At 73.8% G+C, this 18,088-nt stretch carries 13 protein-coding genes; 5 read left to right on the top strand and 8 right to left on the bottom strand.

Features of this window, described 5'->3' with window-relative positions; translation table 11 throughout:
- Positions 1–2 precede the first annotated feature (2 nt).
- On the bottom strand, positions 3–1,859 hold the full coding sequence (locus ACZ4MF_RS27865) for a cell division protein PerM (protein WP_467494625.1): 1,857 nt from the start codon (positions 1,857–1,859) through the stop codon (positions 3–5).
- A gap of 96 nt (positions 1,860–1,955) precedes the next feature.
- Here ACZ4MF_RS27865 and ACZ4MF_RS27860 point away from each other — a divergent pair, with 96 nt between their 5' ends.
- A complete protein-coding gene (locus ACZ4MF_RS27860; protein WP_467494624.1) occupies positions 1,956–2,801 on the top strand; it encodes an RNA polymerase sigma factor in 846 nt (281 codons plus the stop codon).
- A gap of 112 nt (positions 2,802–2,913) precedes the next feature.
- Here ACZ4MF_RS27860 and sucD read toward each other — a convergent pair whose 3' ends face one another.
- The 6 genes from sucD to ACZ4MF_RS27830 form a co-directional block, all read right to left on the bottom strand.
- Complete coding sequence (gene sucD, locus ACZ4MF_RS27855; protein WP_071370071.1) at positions 2,914–3,798, bottom strand: succinate--CoA ligase subunit alpha; 885 nt, start codon at positions 3,796–3,798, stop codon at positions 2,914–2,916.
- A gap of 28 nt (positions 3,799–3,826) precedes the next feature.
- Positions 3,827–5,008 carry an ADP-forming succinate--CoA ligase subunit beta gene (gene sucC / locus ACZ4MF_RS27850; RefSeq protein ID WP_356030144.1) on the bottom strand — a complete coding sequence of 394 codons (1,182 nt, stop codon included), beginning with the start codon at positions 5,006–5,008 and terminating at the stop codon, positions 3,827–3,829.
- Between the two features lie 581 nt (positions 5,009–5,589).
- Positions 5,590–6,537 carry a hypothetical protein gene (locus ACZ4MF_RS27845; RefSeq protein ID WP_467494623.1) on the bottom strand — a complete coding sequence of 316 codons (948 nt, stop codon included), beginning with the start codon at positions 6,535–6,537 and terminating at the stop codon, positions 5,590–5,592.
- Positions 6,538–6,655: 118 nt separating this feature from the next.
- Complete coding sequence (locus ACZ4MF_RS27840; RefSeq protein WP_467494622.1) at positions 6,656–7,915, bottom strand: VWA domain-containing protein; 1,260 nt, start codon at positions 7,913–7,915, stop codon at positions 6,656–6,658.
- The gene (locus ACZ4MF_RS27835; protein WP_467494621.1) at positions 7,912–10,533 is read right to left on the bottom strand and encodes a DUF5682 family protein; all 2,622 of its coding nucleotides are present in this window, start codon (positions 10,531–10,533) and stop codon (positions 7,912–7,914) included. The genes ACZ4MF_RS27840 and ACZ4MF_RS27835 overlap by 4 nt, the downstream gene beginning before the upstream one ends.
- Positions 10,530–11,738 carry an ATP-binding protein gene (locus ACZ4MF_RS27830; RefSeq protein ID WP_467494620.1) on the bottom strand — a complete coding sequence of 403 codons (1,209 nt, stop codon included), beginning with the start codon at positions 11,736–11,738 and terminating at the stop codon, positions 10,530–10,532. The genes ACZ4MF_RS27835 and ACZ4MF_RS27830 overlap by 4 nt, the downstream gene beginning before the upstream one ends.
- A gap of 132 nt (positions 11,739–11,870) precedes the next feature.
- Between ACZ4MF_RS27830 and ACZ4MF_RS27825 the strand changes: the two genes are divergently transcribed.
- Positions 11,871–13,214, top strand: coding sequence for an SWIM zinc finger family protein (locus tag ACZ4MF_RS27825; RefSeq protein WP_467494619.1), 1,344 nt, complete (start codon positions 11,871–11,873; stop codon positions 13,212–13,214).
- 50 nt (positions 13,215–13,264) lie between these two features.
- Positions 13,265–14,950, top strand: coding sequence for a DUF5691 domain-containing protein (locus tag ACZ4MF_RS27820; protein WP_467494618.1), 1,686 nt, complete (start codon positions 13,265–13,267; stop codon positions 14,948–14,950).
- On the opposite strand, the gene ACZ4MF_RS27815 is transcribed toward ACZ4MF_RS27820, so the two are convergent.
- Entirely contained in the window at positions 14,926–15,348 is a 423-nt protein-coding gene (locus ACZ4MF_RS27815) for a cobalamin B12-binding domain-containing protein (RefSeq protein ID WP_467494617.1), read from the bottom strand. The two genes, ACZ4MF_RS27820 and ACZ4MF_RS27815, sit on opposite strands and share 25 nt — an antisense overlap.
- Positions 15,349–15,572: 224 nt before the next feature.
- Here ACZ4MF_RS27815 and ACZ4MF_RS27810 point away from each other — a divergent pair, with 224 nt between their 5' ends.
- Both ACZ4MF_RS27810 and ACZ4MF_RS27805 read left to right on the top strand, forming a co-directional pair.
- Positions 15,573–16,424, top strand: a complete 852-nt coding sequence (locus tag ACZ4MF_RS27810) for an esterase/lipase family protein (RefSeq protein ID WP_467494616.1) — start codon at positions 15,573–15,575, stop codon at positions 16,422–16,424.
- Between the two features lie 213 nt (positions 16,425–16,637).
- Complete coding sequence (locus ACZ4MF_RS27805; RefSeq protein WP_467494615.1) at positions 16,638–18,086, top strand: M23 family metallopeptidase; 1,449 nt, start codon at positions 16,638–16,640, stop codon at positions 18,084–18,086.
- Positions 18,087–18,088: the final 2 nt, after the last annotated feature.

Here is an 18,088-nt window from a genome sequence, read left to right as displayed (position 1 = left end):
GATCACGGTGCTTCGGCAGGGGGCGGGGACGGGGGTACGTCCTCCGGATCCGGTGCGGGGCCGTCGGGCTCGGCGGGCGTCTCGGCCTCGGCGATGCCGGCCTCGGCGATGCCGGCCTCGGTGATGTCAGCCTCCGCGATGTCGACATCGGTGATCTCTGCCTCGGTGATCTCGTCGGCGGTCTCGCGCCGGGCGGCCGTCTCGCGCAGGGCCGCCCAGCGGGAGGTGCGCGCGAGGTCGTCGTGCCAGCCCGGAGGATACGGATCGTCGGCCGGGAGGAAGTCGTACAACTCCTCCTCGGGGGCCCCGGGCACGACGGACTCGGCCTCCTTGCCCTTCGCGGCGTCCTTGGCCCTGCCCTTGTCCTTGTCCTCGTCCATGGTCTCGGGCCGCCCCGTCCCCTCGGCCGCGGACTCGGCGTCTTCCCCGGCCTGCCCCTGCCGGCCCCGCTCCCCCGGCTTCGCCTGCTCCCCCGTCCTGTCCTGCGCCGGAATCCCCCCGCCCCGCACCCACCACGTCCGCAGCCGCCACGCCCGCACCACCAGCGCCACCGGCATCCCGAACACCGCCGTCCACAGCGCCGCCGCGCCCCCGGTCTGCCAGCCCACCGGTCCGAAGCGGGCCAGCGCCGCCACGCCCAGCGGGCCCCCGGACAGTTCGGCGAGGAGCAGGCAGCCCGCCCCGCAGACCAGCGCCGTCAGCAGCGCCACCCCGGCCGTGCGAGCCGCCGACCAGCGGGCCGACGCCCTCTCCCCCTGCCGCGCGGGCCGCTCCACCGCGCCCCGCGCCACGAACCACCCCGCCGTCACCCCGGCCGCCACCGGCACCGCCCCCGCCGCCCAGTTGAGCTGCGACCCGGCCCCCGCGTCCGGCACCGCCGCCAGCAGCGGGAACGGCGGCAGCAGCGGGGCCGGACGGGAGGCGAAGGGATACACGAGGTGCCCGGCGCCGAGGAGGAAGCCGGGGCCGAGGGCGTACGACGCGGCCCACATCGCCGCGTTGGGGATCAGCGCGACCCCGAGCAGCAGCACCGCACATCGACCGGTCCAGCCCTCCGTCAGCTGGAGGAACGACGCCCGCGCCGCCCCGCCGTGCCACACCAGCGACACCCCGACCAGCGCCGCCCCGCCGCCGAGCAGCACGGCCGTCGCCGCGCCGGTGGCCCGTACGGCCGTGCCCAGCCGTCGCCACCCGTCGGTGCCGGACACCGGTCGCCGCACCTGTCCCGGCAGCATCCGCCACACCTTCAGCACGGGCTCACGCGGCCGACCGTACGCCGTCCACACCCCCACCGCCGCCGTGATCCCCACGACGAGCGGCAGACACACCGTCACCCACGGCCATGAAGGCCGCAGTTCCGCGCCCGCGCAGTACAGCGCGGCCGGGCCACCGACGGCGAGATAGCCGAGGACGACCCCCGTCCACACCGTGCGCGCGGGCACCAGCGGCGGTGCGTCCGCGTCGTCGCGAGGGTCGAAGACGGAGTCGGCGGGCGCGTCCACGCCGTCCCGGGCCGCCCGGTGGACCAGCCACACCGGCAGCGCGAGCAGCAGCAGCGGCGTCACCCCCACGGGCATGTGCGCGCCGGAGAGCGTGTCCGTACGGACCAGTTCGACGCCGTGTGCCAGCAGCCACAGCGCGGCGGCGACATGCAGCGCGCCGCCCGGACCGCTGTCGGGATACGGCGACAGGACCCACAGCCCCATCACGAGCACGGCGAGCGAGCCGAGCCCGAGCCCCGCGGCGACAGCGCCGCCCAGGAGGCTCGCGGCCAGTCCGGGCGAGCGGTCGCGCAGCCGGGTCAGCAGGGTCGACAGCGACGGTCGGCGGCGAGCGGTCATCAGGGTCACGCCCGCCATGCTCCCAACGACACGCGCTTTCCCGTCGTAACAGGCGAACCCCCGTAGTGTCGCTCAATATACTTTTATGTTCATTTTCGTACGAAAGAGTGCACGGTGACGACGCTGCCCCGGGTTCCCTCCCCCGCCTCTCCGCCGGAGCCCCTGACGCCCGCTCAGGCCTTCGACGCGCTGTACGCGTTCTGCGCCCCCGCCCTCGTACGCCAGGCCTACCTGCTCACCGGGCGCCGGGAGCTGGCCCGCGAGGCGGTGGAGCGGGCGTTCCGACTGGCCTGGCAGCGCTGGCCCGAGGTGGCCCGGGACCGCGATCCGGCCGGCTGGGTACGGGCGGTGGCGTACGACTGCGCGCTCTCCCCCTGGCACCGCTTCCGCCCCCGCCACCGGCACCCGGAGCCGCCGCCCGCCGCCCCGGCCGGCCGCGCGCTGCTGCACGCCCTGCTGAAGCTGCCGCCGTCGTACCGGCGCACGCTCCTGCTCTACGACGGTGTGGGGCTCGACCTGCCGGAGACGGCGGCGGAGACGGAGGCCAGCACCCCGGCGGCCGCCAGCCGGCTGACCCATGCCCGGCAGGCCGTGGCGGCCCGCCTCCCGGAACTGGCCGATCCCCGCGCGCTCCACCGCGGGCTGCTGGAACTGGCCTCGGCCGAGCGGCTGCGGGCCGCGAAGCCGACCACGGTACGGACCGTGAGCGAACGCCGGAACGCCTTCTGGACCCGGACGGCGATCGCCTTCACCGTGACGATCATCGGCGCGACGGCGCTCACCCTGCGGACGGCCCCGACGCACTACGAGGCACCGATCGCTCCCGCGCAGGCGGTGGGCGGCGTGCCGCCCCGGGTGGCGCCGGGTCCGCTGTCCCCGGCGGAGCAGGCCCTGCGGGCCAAGCTGCGGCGCGCGTCGGAGAGGAGCGGGCCGCAGCGGCTGGTACCGCTGGCCGGATGAACCCGGTCGAGCGGGGACAGCGGAACAGCGGGAGCAGCGGGGACGGCGCGGACAATAGCGGTAGGCCCGCCCCCACCGCGGGGACGGGCCTACCGGTGTTCCGCTGAGAAGGTCAGCCGCCCAGGATCTCGCGGGCGAGCTTGGCCGTCTCGGTCGGGGTCTTGCCGACCTTGACGCCCGCGGCCTCCAGGGCCTCCTTCTTGGCCTGCGCGGTGCCGGAGGAGCCGGAGACGATGGCGCCGGCGTGGCCCATGGTCTTGCCCTCGGGCGCCGTGAAGCCCGCGACGTAGCCGACGACCGGCTTGGTCACGTTCTCCTTGATGAACGCGGCCGCGCGCTCCTCGGCGTCGCCGCCGATCTCACCGATCATCACGATCAGCTCGGTCTCGGGGTCGTCCTGGAACGCGGCCAGGGCGTCGATGTGGGTGGTGCCGATGATCGGGTCACCGCCGATGCCCACGGCCGTCGAGAAGCCGATGTCACGCAGCTCGTACATCATCTGGTACGTCAGCGTGCCGGACTTCGAGACCAGGCCGATGCGGCCCGGCTTCGTGATGTCGCCCGGGATGATGCCGACGTTCGACTGGCCCGGGGTGATGATGCCGGGGCAGTTCGGGCCGATGATGCGGGTCTTGTTGCCCTTCTTGCCGGCGTACGCCCAGAAGGCGGCCGTGTCGTGCACGGCGATGCCCTCGGTGATCACGACGGCCAGCGGGATCTCGGCGTCGATGGCCTCGACGACCGCGTCCTTGGTGAACTTCTCCGGCACGAAGATCACGGAGACGTTCGCGCCGGTCTCCTTGATCGCCTCGGCGACCGTACCGAAGACCGGTACCTCGGTGCCGTCGAAGTCGACCTTCTGACCGGCCTTGCGCGGGTTCACGCCGCCCACGACGTTGGTGCCGTCACCGAGCATGAGCTTGGTGTGCTTCATGCCCGTGGCGCCGGTCATGCCCTGGACGATGACCTTGCTGTCCTTGTTGAGCCAGATAGCCATGGTGTGTTGGTGTCCTCGTCCTGAGTGCTTACTTGGCGGCGTGGGCCAGCTCGGCGGCCTTGTCGGCCGCGCCGTCCATGGTGTCGACGCGCTGCACCAGCGGGTGGTTGGCGTCCGTGAGGATCTTGCGGCCCAGCTCGGCGTTGTTGCCGTCGAGGCGGACGACAAGCGGCTTCGAGACGTTCTCGCCGCGGTCCTCCAGGAGCTTCAGGGCCTGGACGATGCCGTTGGCGACCTCGTCACAGGCGGTGATGCCACCGAAGACGTTGACGAAGACCGACTTGACGTCGGGGTCGCCGAGGATGATCTCCAGGCCGTTCGCCATGACCTGGGCGGAGGCGCCACCGCCGATGTCCAGGAAGTTGGCGGGCTTGACGCCACCGTGGTTCTCACCGGCGTAGGCGACGACGTCCAGGGTGCTCATGACGAGACCCGCGCCGTTGCCGATGATGCCGACCTCGCCGTCGAGCTTGACGTAGTTGAGGTTCTTCTCCTTGGCAGCGGCCTCGAGCGGGTTGGCCGCGGCCTTGTCGTGGAGCTCCTCGAAGTCGGGGTGACGGAACTCGGCGTTGTCGTCGAGCGACACCTTGCCGTCGAGGGCGATGACGTCGCCGGAGGCGACCTTCGCCAGCGGGTTGACCTCGACCAGGAGGGCGTCCTCCTTGATGAAGGTGTCCCACAGCTTGACGAGGACGTCCGCGACCTTGTCCGCGACCTCGGCCGGGAACTTGGCGGCCTCGACGATCTCGCGGGCCTTCTCCGGGGTCACACCGTCGATCGGGTTGATCGGCGTCTGGGCGACGGCCTCCGGGGTGTCCTTCGCCACCTCCTCGATCTCCATGCCGCCCTGGACGGAGGCGATGGAGAGGAACGTGCGGTTGGCACGGTCGAGGAGGAAGGAGACGTAGTACTCCTCGAGGATCTCCGGGGCGGTCTCGGCGATCATGACCTTGTGGACCGTGTGGCCCTTGATGTCCATGCCGAGGATGTTGTTGGCGTGCTCGACGGCCTCGTCCACGGAGGCGGCCAGCTTGACGCCGCCGGCCTTGCCACGGCCGCCGACCTTCACCTGAGCCTTGACGACGGACTTGCCACCCAGGCGCTCAGTGGCTGCGCGGGCCGCCTCAGGCGTGTCGATGACTTCACCGGCCAGCACCGGTACATCGTGCTTGGCGAAGAGGTCCCTCGCCTGGTACTCGAACAGGTCCACGCGCTTCCGTCCCTATCAGTGATCTCGCGGTTCGTTGGATGCGTGGGCGTGCCGCGAAGGGCAACGTGACGTCCGCTTGTCACAAGGGAGGCGCACACGGTGTCCGAGCGCGCGGCATGTCCGTCTCGCAGGTTATCCCCGCTCGCGGGGGCTCCCTAAATCGAGGGTCACACCCGAGCGGTGATACCTGTCACATGATGCCGGGTTCCCTGGCACGGCGTGCCGCGCACTGGCGCGATGTGCGAGGCCTCACCGGGCTGGGGTTGGCCCGGTGAGGCCTCTGGGCCGGCCCCGGTGGTTCCGGGACCGTGACGGTCGGCCCCCACCCCTATGGGGACCGGCCGTCTCACCCGTGGGGCCCCGCCCGAACGATCCGACGGCATTCGGCCGTCCGGGTCCGGACACCTCACGGAAGCGGGTCGGGCCCCTGCGCGTGCCCGTCAGTGATGGATCAGCAATGGATCAGTGATGCATCAGCGACGGAGCAGTGACGGATCACCGGCGATCAGAGGTGACCGGGTGACGGTGATCGGCCATCGGTCATCGGCGACCGGCGAGGCCCGAAGGAGGGGCGGCCGGAGCTAGCCGGGGAAGACGGGGATGTCCCGGTGCCGTTCCCGGGTGCGGGGCATGTCGGTGCGCACGGCGGTGCCGGGCACGAGCCGCAGGGGGGCACGGTGACCGAGGGTGACGACGTACACGTCGGCATGACGGGACGCGGTCCCCTCGGCCGCCTGCTTGCCCAGTACGCCGTTCGGGGTACCGGCGGGCGCCGGACGGCCGGGGGCGGCGACGGCACCGGCGGTGCCGTGGTGCGCGGAGGAACGCACGGGGGGTGCGGCGTACGGGGACCCGGCGGTGCTCTCCGGCCCGTACGAGGCGAACGGGGCCGGCCCGGCCGGGGCCACGGCACCGGCGCCGGTACGGGCGTGGTGCGGGTGTGAGTACGGGTGCGCCAGGGCCGGCGTACCGACCGGGCTCGCGGGCCGGCTCGCCGTGCCCGCGCCCTGCCCCTGCCGGCTCGGCGCAATCACGGGCACGCCGACCGCATCGGGTACGTCCGGCACGTGGCCGAGGTCCGGCAGCGGGAGGGAGGCCGGCACGACGCGCTCGGTCGTCGTGTCCTCGACGGTCCGGACGACCGTGGACACCGTCCCGGTGACCGTGGACACCGTCCGGTTCACCGTGGCCACCGTCCCCGTCACCGGGGACAGCACGCCCTGCATCTTCTGCGCAGAGGTGACGGTCTTCTCGCCGGTCGTGTGCGCCGGATGACTCTGCGCGGCCGCCCCGGAGTCCGACGGCGTCAGGGGCAGTACGGATGTCACGGACGTCGCGGATGTCGCGGACGTGAGGGACGTCGCCGCTCTCCCCGCCGCCGTTCCGTCGGCCGCGTGCGCCTGCTCACCGAAGAGGAACCCCAGTGCGAACAACCCGCCGACCAGCAGCGTCAGTTGGAGCGCACGCCGCCCGGCCGCCGTGCGCAGCACGCGCACGGTGGTTCCAAGGAGGGCGGCGGAGAAGGTCAAGGAGAATAACGTCCTCGGATCGGCACGGCAGGGACTCCACCGATCCTTCACGGCACCCCCAAGTCCGCGCAAGCCCCGTGTTACCGATGGGTAGCCATATCCCCTTTCATTCCTCCTGTCACGCGGTGTCCGGTATCGGCAGTGGTCGCTTCTCCAGGGCCGCCGCCATCACCTCGGGGAACAGGTCGGGCGTGCAGGCGAAGGCCGGTGCGCCGAGTGCGGCGAGCGCCGCCGCATGCTCCCGGTCGTACGCCGGCGCGCCCTCGTCCGACAGCGCGAGCAGCGCCACGAACTGCACCCCGGACGCCTTCATCGCCGCGACCCGCTTGAGCATCTCGTCGCGGATGCCGCCCTCGTAGAGGTCACTGATCAGCACGACCACCGTCTCGGCGGGACGGGTGATCTGCGACTGGCAGTAGGCGAGAGCCCGGTTGATGTCCGTGCCGCCGCCGAGCTGGGTGCCGAAGAGGACGTCGACCGGATCGTCCAGCTGGTCCGTGAGATCGGCCACCGCCGTGTCGAAGACGATCAGCCGGGTGCTGATCGCCCGCATGGAGGCCAGCACCGCCCCGAACACCGACGCGTAGACCACGGACGCCGCCATCGAACCGGACTGGTCGATGCAGAGCACGACCTCCTTCTTCACCGACCGCGCGGCCCGCCCGTATCCGATGAGGCGTTCCGGCACGACCGTGCGGTACTCGGGCAGGTAGTGCTTGAGGTTGGCCGCGATGGTGCGGTTCCAGTCGATGTCGTGGTGGCGCGGGCGGCTGACCCGGGCGCTGCGGTCCAGGGCACCGGTGAGGGTGGCCCGGGTACGGGTCGCGAGCCGCTTCTCCAGATCCTCGACGACCTTGCGGACGACCGCGCGCGCCGTCTCCTTCGTCGTCTCAGGCATCGCCTTGTTGAGCGACAGCAGCGTGCCGACCAGATGCACGTCCGCCTCCACCGCCTCCAGCATCTCCGGCTCCAGCAGCAGGGCGGACAGCCCGAGCCGGTCGATGGCGTCGCGCTGCATGACCTGGACGACGGAGGACGGGAAGTAGCGGCGGATGTCGCCGAGCCAGCGTGCCACCGACGGCGCCGAGGCCCCGAGCCCGGCCGAACGGTCGCGCCCCGCCTGCGGTTTGTCCCTCTTGCCGTAGAGCGCGGCGAGCGTGCCGTCCATCGCCGCGTCCCGCCCGGACAGCGCGCATCCGGTCCCGTCGGCCTGCTCCCCGCCGAGCACCAACCGCCACCGCCGCAACCTCTCCCTCGCCGGGTCGCCGACGCCGGGCCCTGGGCCGGGGCTGAGGCCAGGACCGATGCCGGGGCCGGTGCCGGGGCCAGCAGCGCCGGGGCCGGGGCCGGTGGTCGTCGTGATCGGCTGGATTGTCATGTGCCCACCCCCGCAAGGCTGTTGTCGTCGGTCGTCCTCGGCTGCCCGTACAGGTCCCGGCCCTGATCCCGGCCCGGACCCTTGCCCGCATCCTGGTCCGGCTTCTCGTCCCGGTCCTCCTCCAGGCCGAGCAGCAGCCGCAGCACCGGGAGCACGGCGTCGGCGCGCTCGGTGTCCGGTTCGGCGGCGAAGCCCGGTGACGTCCCCGACCCTGCCGCCCGGCCGACGGTCCGCTCGCCCGGCCCACGCCGGACCAGTTCGCCGAGGGTTCTGCGCACTCCCGGCTCATACGCCGCGAACGTGCGCCGCAGCAGCGGCAGTACGTCCGTGAACGCCTCCGCCGGCACCCCCGTCAGCCAGCCGTCGACCAGGCCGAGCAGCCGCTCGTCGTGCACCAGCAGCAGCCCGCCCCCGCCGCCGACGAAACCCTCGATCCAGGCGGCCGCGTCGGCGGGCGGTGTCCCCGGCGACAGGACGAGCCCCATCAGCCGCGCCGCCCCCTCGGGCCCCAGCACGCCGTCGTCCAGCAGCAGCCGCACCGCCCGCCCCCGCAGCACACCGGCCACGGTGTCGCGCAGCGCCAACGCCCGCAGCACCGCCCGCCAGCGGTCCCGCAGCGCGCCGGGTCCGGCACCGCCACCGTCCCCTGCGCCGCCACTCCCCGCGCCTGCTTTCCCCCTGTCGGTGCCCGTGGCGGCCGCCGTCTCCGCCAGCAGCCCCACCGCCGCGTGCACGGCGTCCACATGGCCGCGCATCTCCTCCGCCGCGTCCGTGTCGAGCGCGGCGCAGGCCGGGGGCAGGCCGACGAAGATCCGCTCGGCGAGGCCCGCCGCGACCCCGGCCAGCGCGCCGGTGTCGGTGCCCCGCACATCGCCGTAGCGCAGCGAGCGGACGAGGGCGGGCAGGGCCTGGGCGAGATGACCGACGTCGGTGTCGAGCGCGGCCCGGTCGGCCAGCACCCGCATGACCACCGGCAGGGCCTCCGGCACCCCCGCGAGCAGGCACTGCTCGGCGAGCGCGCTGACCTCGGCGAGGCCGCGTGCGGCCTCCGCGTCCGCCTCCGCCCTGGCCTGTGCGGCGCCCTGTACGGTCGTCCCCCACACGCCCGCCTCGGCGACCCGCACCGACAACTCCGGCTCCCAGCGCAGCCGCCAGGCCTCCCGGAAGGTGCCCGTGCTCCCCCGCGACCGGGCCGGCTCGCCCCAGCCGACGCCGAGCAGCCGCAGCCGGTGCAGCAGTCTGCTGCGGGCGGCGTCCGTCTCCCCGCGCAGGTCCAGTTCCAACTCTCGCTCCAGCGCCTCCGGTTTGAGCCGAAGCGAGCGCTGCTGCCGGGCCAGGTCGCGCTGGAGCGGCACCGCCGGGGCCGCCTCCGGCACCTCCCCCAGCGCGTCCCCGACGACCAGCCGGTCGTGCACCAGCGCCAGCGGCACCTCGGAGCCGTCGCCCAGCACCGCGCGCACGGCGTCGGTGGTCTCGCTGAGCCCGGGCAGCGGGCGGCCGCGCAGCGCGGCCAGGGTCTCGGCGAGCCGGACGGCCTCGATGACATGGGCGGAGGAGACGATCCGGTCCTCCTCGCGCAGCAGCCTCGCCACCTTGGTCAGCCACCGCTCGACCGGCCGGTCGGGGGCGTGGAACAGATGGCCGTACCAGCCCGGCGAGTCGATGCCCGCGCCGTAGCCGCCGGCCCGGGCGAGCCTGCGATGCGTCCACGGCACCCAGGTCAGGTCCGTCCTGACCTTGGGCAGCCCCTTCAGCAGGGCGCGGTCGGCGGTGACGGTGGCCTTCGCGCGCAGTGCGGGCACGTGCCAGGCCCCGCAGACCACCGCCACGTCGTCCCCGAACTCCTTGCGCGCGGCACGCAGTTGGAGCCGCATGTGCGCCTCGCGTACGAGGTCACGCGTGTGCCCGCCCGCGCCGTACCGCTCGCGCAGCGCGCCCATGGCGTCCTCCAGGGCGGCGAACGGCGCGAAGGGATCCCGCTCGCCCGGGCCCCGGTGCTCGACGACGTCCTCCCACCAGCGCTCGGGGTCGTCGTACCCCGCGGCCTCGGCGAGCGCGGCGAGCGGATCGACCCTGAACCGGCGGGTCTGATCACCGGCTTCAGGGGCGCCACCGATGTCCTGCGGGTCTCCCCTGTCGCCCGCGGCGCCCGCGTTCTCCTCGCTGCCCGCGGCGCCCGTGCTCTCCTCGCCGCCTGCCTCGGCCGGATCCTCCCCTGCGCCCCGTCCCGGCCGCCCGGTCCCGTCCGCAGACATGTCCCGCCCCTGCCACGCGAGCGTGTGCGTGGCAGGCAGGTCGATGAAGCGGGCTGTGACGCCCTGCTCCAGGGCCCAGCGGATCGCCACCCACTCGGGGCTGAACTCGGCGAACGGCCAGAACGCCGAGCGGCCGGGCTCGTCCACGGCGTGGGCGAGCAGGGCGACCGGGGGCCGCAGGCCGGGGTCGGCGGCCAGCGGGATGAGCGCGTCGGCCTCGGGCGGGCCTTCGATCAGGACGGTACGGGGGCGGGCGGCGGCCAGGGCGGCCCGCACCGCTCGCGCGGACCCGGGTCCGTGGTGCCGCACGCCGAGCAGGAGGGGGCCGGGGTCGCGGGCCCCGGGCCCGCGCGTGCCGTTCACGCGCTCACCTCCCGGCACGCGCGGTAGAAGTCCGTCCAGCCCTCGCGCTCGCGGACGACCGTCTCCAGGTACTCCTGCCAGACGACCCGGTCGGCCGCCGGATCGCGGACGATCGCGCCGAGGATGCCGGCGGCGACGTCACCCGGGCGCAGCACGCCGTCGCCGAAGTGGGCGGACAGGGCGAGGCCGCTCGTGACGACGGAGATCGCCTCGGCCGTGGACAGCGTGCCGCTCGGCGACTTCAGCTTGGTGCGGCCGTCGGCGCTCACGCCGTCGCGCAGCTCGCGGAAGACCGTCACGACACGGCGGATCTCCTCGATGCCGTCGGGCGCGGCCGGCAGATCGAGGGAGCGGCCGATCTGCTCCACCCGGCGGGTGACGATGTCGACCTCCGCCTCGGCGCTCTCCGGCAGCGGCAGCACCACGGTGTTGAAGCGGCGGCGCAGCGCGCTGGAGAGGTCGTTGACGCCTCTGTCACGGTCGTTGGCGGTGGCGATGAGATTGAAGCCGCGGACCGCCTGGACCTCCTCGCCCAGCTCGGGGACGGGCAGCGTCTTCTCGGACAGGATCGTGATCAGCGTGTCCTGCACGTCGGCCGGGATACGGGTCAACTCCTCGACGCGCGCCGTCATGCCCTCGGCCATGGCACGCATGACGGGGCTGGGCACAAGGGCGTCACGGCTCGGGCCGTGCGCGAGAAGACGGGCGTAGTTCCAGCCGTACCGGATCGCCTCCTCCGGGGTGCCCGCCGTGCCCTGGACCAGCAGGGTGGAGTCTCCGCTGACCGCGGCCGCGAGATGCTCGGAGACCCAGGTCTTGGCGGTGCCGGGGACGCCGAGCAGGAGCAGGGCGCGGTCGGTGGCGAGCGTGGTGACGGCGACCTCGACGATGCGGCGTGGGCCCACGTACTTGGGCGTGATCACCGTGCCGTCCGGCAGGGTGCCGCCGAGCAGGTACGTCGCCACCGCCCACGGCGACAGCTTCCAGCGGGCCGGGCGCGGGCGGTCGTCCTGCCGGGCGAGCGCGGCGAGTTCGGCTGCGAAGGCGTGCTCGGCGTGCGGTCGCAGCGCCTGCGGCTCCCGGCGTCCGCTCACCGTTCCCGTTCCCCCGCTCGCCGTCCCTTCGCCGCCGCTCGCCGTCGCCCTGCTCCCGCTCGCTTCGCCGGACGCCGCGTCGACGGACGTCACTTCCTCGGACACAGACATGGCTGAGGCCCCCTCCAGCTCGGCCGGTTCGGATCTGGCATCCACCGTGCACCACGCCACTGACAATCGCTCTGACCTGCACAAACGACCACGCACGGCCGATTGTCAGTGGCGGGACCTACCGTCGGGGGCATGACTGAGCAGCGGGTGCGCTGGACCGCGGATCAGGTGCTGGCACTGGCGCCTGACGTCGCGTCACGCACGGCGGGGAGCAAGCTCGGCACGGCCGGTCCGTGGTCCGAGACGGGCAGTGGAGAGGGGACGGTGTGGGGACTGTGCAAGGGCAGTGGCAGCAGGCCGTACCGGACGGTGGTGGACCTGGCCGGACCGGCGTACAAGTGCAGTTGTCCGAGCCGTAAGTTCCCGTGCAAGCACGCGCTCGGGCTGCTTCTGCTGTGGGCGGGCGGCGGCGCGGTGCCGGTGTCCGCCGAGCCGCCGGGATGGGCCGGGGAGTGGCTCGCCTCCAGACGCGGGCGGGTCGAGGGCAAACCGGCCCGGAGCGAGGGGAGTTCCGCGTCCGGGCCCGCCGATCCCGAGGCGGCACGGCGGCGGGCCGAGCGCCGGGCCGAGCGGGTCACCGCGGGCGCGACGGAGCTGGAGCAGCGCCTCGCCGACCTGCTGCGCGGCGGCCTGGCCCCGGCCGAGCAGGCGGGGTACGGGGCGTGGGACGAGACGGCGGCCCGCATGGTCGACGCCCAGGCGCCCGGACTCGCGGCGCGGGTGCGGGAGTTGGGGGCGATACCGGCGTCGGGGCCGGGCTGGCCGGCCCGGTTGCTGGAGGAGTGCGCGCTGCTGCATCTGCTCGACCAGGGCTGGCTGCGCCGCGACGCGCTGCCGGACGCCCTCGCGGCCACGGTCCGCTCGCGGCTCGGCCTGCCCGCACCGGCGGACGGCCCGCCGGTGCGCGACCGCTGGCTGGTCCTCGCCCAGTACGACACGGTGGACGCGAAGCTGACGACCCGCCGGATCTGGCTGCACGGCGCCGATTCGGGTGACACCCGGCTGCTGCTGTCGTACGGCGCCGCGGGCCGGGCCCCGGAGCTGTCCCTGCCGGTCGGGCTGGCGCTCGACGCGGAGCTGTCCGGCCACCCGGGAGCCGCCCGGGCCCGGGCGAGCCTGGGCGAGCGCCACGCCCCGCCGGCACCCGCCGCGTTCCGCCCGCCGGGCGTGTCGACGGCGGACGCGGCGGACCGGTACGGCGCGGCGCTGCGCGACGATCCCTGGCTGGAGTCGGTCCCGGTGACGCTGGAGCGGGTGGTCCCGGTCCCCGACGGCGAGACGTGGCAGCTGGCCGACGCCGACACGGACACGGCCCTGCCCCTGATCCGGGCCGCCCGCTCCCGCCCCGGCCTGTGGCGCCTGACCGCCCTGTCCGGCGGCGCCCCCGTGACGGTCTTCGGCGAATGCGGCCACGGCGGCTTCACCCCGCTCACCGCCTGGGCGGCGGGGACGGACGAGGCGGTGCCGCTGTGCTGAGCGGGCCCGAGACGAAACGGAACGCCCTGAGCCATCAGGAGGGGGACGACATGAACGCGATCTCGGCCGCCCGGACCGGCGCGGATCCCGCGGTTTCCTGGGACGACCTGCTCACCACCGCCCTGCTCGGCACCGACCGGCGCCCCTGGGCGGGTGCCGCGCCCGGCCGGGAGGCTCCGCTGGCACTGCTGGACGCGGCCGCCGTCGCGACCGTGCGCCGGCGGGCCGGGCTGCGCCCCGCGCGCGCGGGCCGACGGCCGGAGCCGGCGCCCGAGGACCCGCGCCCGGTCCTGCCCGCCGCGGCGGCCCGCCGCCTCGCCACCCTGCTGGCCGACCGCTCCGGCCCGGCGGGCGGCGGCCGCCGGGGCAGTTCCCCGGACCTCATGGAGCTGCTGCCGCAGTGGCTCGCGGCAGCCGTCGAGCACGGGTACGCGGCGCCCCCGCAGGCGCTGCCCGCCCTGCTGGACGCGGCCCGGGGACGTACCGATCTGCGCCCGGCGGCACTGGCGTTCGCCGGCCCGCGCGCGCTGTGGCTGGCCCGGTTGAACACGGACTGGCGCTTCGCCCTGCGCGCGGCCCCCGGCGGCGGTGCCGCACTGCCCGGCCCCGACGACGCCGAGGGGGTGGAGCGGCTGTGGCAGGAGGGGCTGTTCGCCGAGCGGGTGGCGCTACTGGGCGCACTGCGCGCGCGTGAACCCGCGCTCGCGCGCGAACTGCTGGCGTCGACCTGGCCGAAGGAACGGGCGGAGGACCGGCTGATGTTCCTCGACACGCTGCGCGCGGGCCTCGCCGCCGGGGACGAGCCGTTCCTGGAGCGGGTGCTGGGCGACCGCAGTCGCAATGTCCGGGCGACGGCCGCGGAACTGCTGTCGGCGCTGCCGCACTCGGCGCTGGCCGCGCGCATGGCCGTACGGGCGGCGGCCTGTGTGGCTCTCGACCGTACGGGACCCGTGCCGGCGATCGCGGTCGAGCCGCCGCTTGAGTGGGATTCGAGCATGGAGTGCGACGGTGTCGTGGCCACACCTCCCGCAGGCAGAGGAGAACGCTCGTGGTGGCTGGGGCAGTTGGTGGAGGCCGCCCCGCTCGGCAGCTGGCCGGAGCGGCTCGGCGGGCGCACCGCGCGGGACATCGTGGCGCTGCCCGTGGCCGACGGCTGGCAGGGCGAACTGCACGCGGCCTGGTGCCGGGCGGCGGTGCGGCAGCGCGACGCCGACTGGTCGAGGGCCTTGCTCGGCGCGCCGTCGGCACCGGAGGCGGGCGGGCCGGGGGCGGTGTCCCTGGCGGAGCGCGCGAAGCTGCTGGCGGCCCTGGAGCCGGCGGAACGGGCCGCGTGGGTGGCCGGGTTCATCGCGACACACGGCCTGTCGGAGGCGTTCCAGCTGCTCGGGGTGTGCGCCGTGCCCTGGGCGCCGCCGCTGGGCCGCTCGGTCGTGGACGCGCTCAACATCGCGCGCGACGCGGGCAGTTACCCCTGGAGCTTCAGCGGGGTGATGGGACTGGCCGAGCGCTGCCTGGACCCGGCGGAGGTCGCACGGCTGGAAGGGCTGCTGGCGATACCCGACGAGCGGGAGGACGCGGCGCCGGGAGCCGGGGGCTACTGGGCGGAGGCCTTCCAGCGGCTGGTCACGACGCTGCGGCTGCGCGCGGCGATGGCGGACGAGCTGGCACCGGCCGGCACCCCCCGCGCACCCCGCCCCGACCTGCCGTCGGCTCAGCCGCCGGACGCGGCCGGCTGACCCGCGTTCTCGCGCACCCACTCCACGATCGACGCCGTGGTCGCCCCGGGGGTGAAGATCTCCGCGACGCCCTTCTCCTTCAGCGGCGCGATGTCCTCCTCCGGAATGATGCCGCCGCCGAAGACCAGGATGTCCTCGGCCTCGCGCTCCTTGAGCAGGTCGAGCACCGCGGCGAACAGCGTGTTGTGCGCTCCCGAGAGGATGGACAGGCCGATCGCGTCGGCGTCCTCCTGGATGGCGGTGTCGACGATCTGCTCCGGCGTCTGGTGAAGGCCGGTGTAGATGACCTCCATACCGGCGTCGCGCAGGGCACGAGCGATGACCTTGGCCCCGCGATCGTGGCCGTCGAGCCCCGGCTTGGCGACCACCACGCGGATCGGACCGGCTGCCACACCCATCACTGCCTCCATAGACGATCCCGGAAGCGATCGCTTCCGGCCCCTCACGACAAGTACCGCACTTTTGGCGCGTCCCGCCACCCGTCGCGAAGTGAACGAACGTTATCTCCAGCATCCCGCAACCGGCAGTTTTACGGTGCGCAGCGAGGGGGAAATCACACGTGGGACATGAGGGCACACGGGGGATGGAGCCGTCCTCCGGCGTGCCGACAGGAGGTCGGCCCATGAAGGTCACCGGAGTACTGCCACTCTCTCTTGCGATCTACCGGCGCCTGTGGCCGGGACGGCTCGCCGGACTGTCCATGGCGCTGCTCAAGGCGACCGCCCTCGAGGCCGCGGTCCTGGCCGGCCACCTCCTGCTGTATCCGACCGGCTTCGTCCAGGAGCGCCGCTTACCAGCCCTGCCCGCGCAGAACGGTACCGCCCGGCTGCCCGTCCGCTCCGGCCCGCCCGTCGTGCTGCTGCACGGCTTCATCGACAACCGGTCAGTGTTCGTACTGCTGCGCCGCAGCCTCGCCCAGCACGGCCGGCAGCGCGTCGAGTCGCTCAACTACTCACCGCTGACCTGTGACATCCGCACCGCGGCCGAACTGCTCGGGCGGCATGTCGAGGAGATCTGCGAGCGCACCGGCAGCGCCCGCGTCGACATCGTGGGCCACAGCCTCGGCGGGCTGATAGCGCGCTACTACGTGCAGTGTCTCGGCGGCGATCTGCGAGTGCGCACGCTCGTCACCCTGGGCACCCCGCACGCGGGGACCCGGGTGGCGCCGCTCGCCGACGCCCATCCGATCGTGCGCCAGATGCGGCCCGGTTCCGGGGTGATCGAGGAGCTGGCCCGGCCCGCGCCCGGCTGCCGTACGCGGTTCGTCAGCTTCTGGAGCGACCTGGACACCATCATGGATCCGGTGGAGTCGGCGTGCCTGGACCACCCCGACCTCGACGTGCAGAACGTCCAGGTGACCGGCATCGGGCATCTCGCCCTGCCCGTGCACCCCGCGGTCGCGGCCGGGATACGCGAGGCCCTCGACACGGCGCGCTCCGGGGACGCGCTCGCCGGCGGTCTGACGGTGGCGTGACCGACAGATGGCCTTGAGGTGACCAACAGTCACCACACATCGAACGCTCATCGAACTCTCGGCCAAACTCGTGTCCGGCGTCCCCCGAAAGTCCGCCGATTGCCCGTTTCCGGCCCACGCGAAACCGGCTGAAGATTGTCGCGCCCAGGTACCGGCGGGTACAGTCGCCGCACTGCTCTGGCAGCCCCTGTTGTCGAGGCGAAAGAGAAGTTGGTGAACGACCGTCACCCGTCGGGGACCATGACCACCCCGGCCCCGGCGTCTGACGCCTCCTCCGCGCACTACGGCAACGCGCCGTACGGGACGCAGGAAGCCTCCTACGGCGACTTCACCACGTACGGCGGCTACGACGCCACCGGTTTCGCGCACTCCCACGACACCACCGGCACCTTCCACGGCGACCCGCTCTTCGGCAGCCTGCCCGGCCGGCAGACCACCGGCGCCTACGACGCGACACCGTGGCAGACCGGCACGACTCCGCACTACGACGCGTACGCGGCCCAGCACCACGCCGCCTACGACTCCGGCGTGCACGACACCACCGCCTGGACCGTTCCCCCGCAGGCCACGGGCCATGACGTCAGTGGACAGTGGGACGCGAGCGGCTGGCTCCAACCCGAGCAGCCCGGCGGCATGACCCAGCAGTGGGAGTGGGGCACCCAGAGCTTCGAGACCGGCGCGTACGACGCCACGCAGTGGAACTCCCCCGGCCAGGCCGTTCCCGAGCAGGCCGGCGTGCCGTTCGACCAGCAGGCCACCGCCACGTTCGAGCAGGTCGGCGACCCGGCCGCGGACTTCCCTCAGACGGAGTACGCCGCCGACGATCCGGTGGGCTACGGAAACGGTGAACCGCCCGCCGCGAACGGCCTGTTGGAGGAGCAGGAAGAGACCACGCCGACGACCCGCGCGGGCGCGCGCAGCGCCGGGCGGTCCCGGCGCCGTACGCCTGCCAAGCGCTCCGCGCTGCTGACCGTCGCCGTGCCCTCGGCCTGTGTGATGGGCGTCGCCGGGATCGCGGTCGCCTCGGTCGGTGCGTTCAGCGACGACAGCAAGGACACCGCCGCCACCGCCGCGGACGCGCACGCGGTCAGGCCGGCGATCGCCAACAGCAAGCTGGACGCCCAGCTCAAGACGCTCTCCGCCGATGCCCACGACTTCGCCGACCGGGCCAGCCGGACGCAGGAGCGGATCGACCTCAAGAACCAGCAGGAGCAGGACCGCAAGAAGGCCCTCGCGGAGGCCGCGCTCAAGGAGCGGCTGCGCCCCAAGTTCGTCCTGCCGGTCACGCAGAAGGGGCTCAGCGCCTATTTCGGCCAGGCGGGCGTGAACTGGATGTCGGTGCACACGGGCATCGACTTCCCCGTCTCCTACGGCACCACGGTGATGGCCGCCACCGACGGCACCGTCACCACCAAGTGGAACAGCGCCTACGGCAACATGCTGATACTGACGGCGAAGGACGGCACGGAGACCTGGTACTGCCACCTGTCCAGCTACCAGGTCCCCGCCGGCACGTCCGTCAAGGCCGGCCAGCCGATCGCGTATTCCGGCAACTCCGGCAACTCCACCGGCCCGCATTTGCACTTCGAGGTGCACCCGGCGGGCGGAGCGGCCGTGGACCCGCTGCCGTGGCTGCGCAGCCACGGCCTGGACCCGACCTGAGC

This window comes from Streptomyces sp. NPDC025793 (assembly GCF_055558375.1).
The sequence above is the reverse complement of the archived record's forward strand: the minus strand, read 5'-3'. Positions and strand labels throughout refer to the sequence as shown.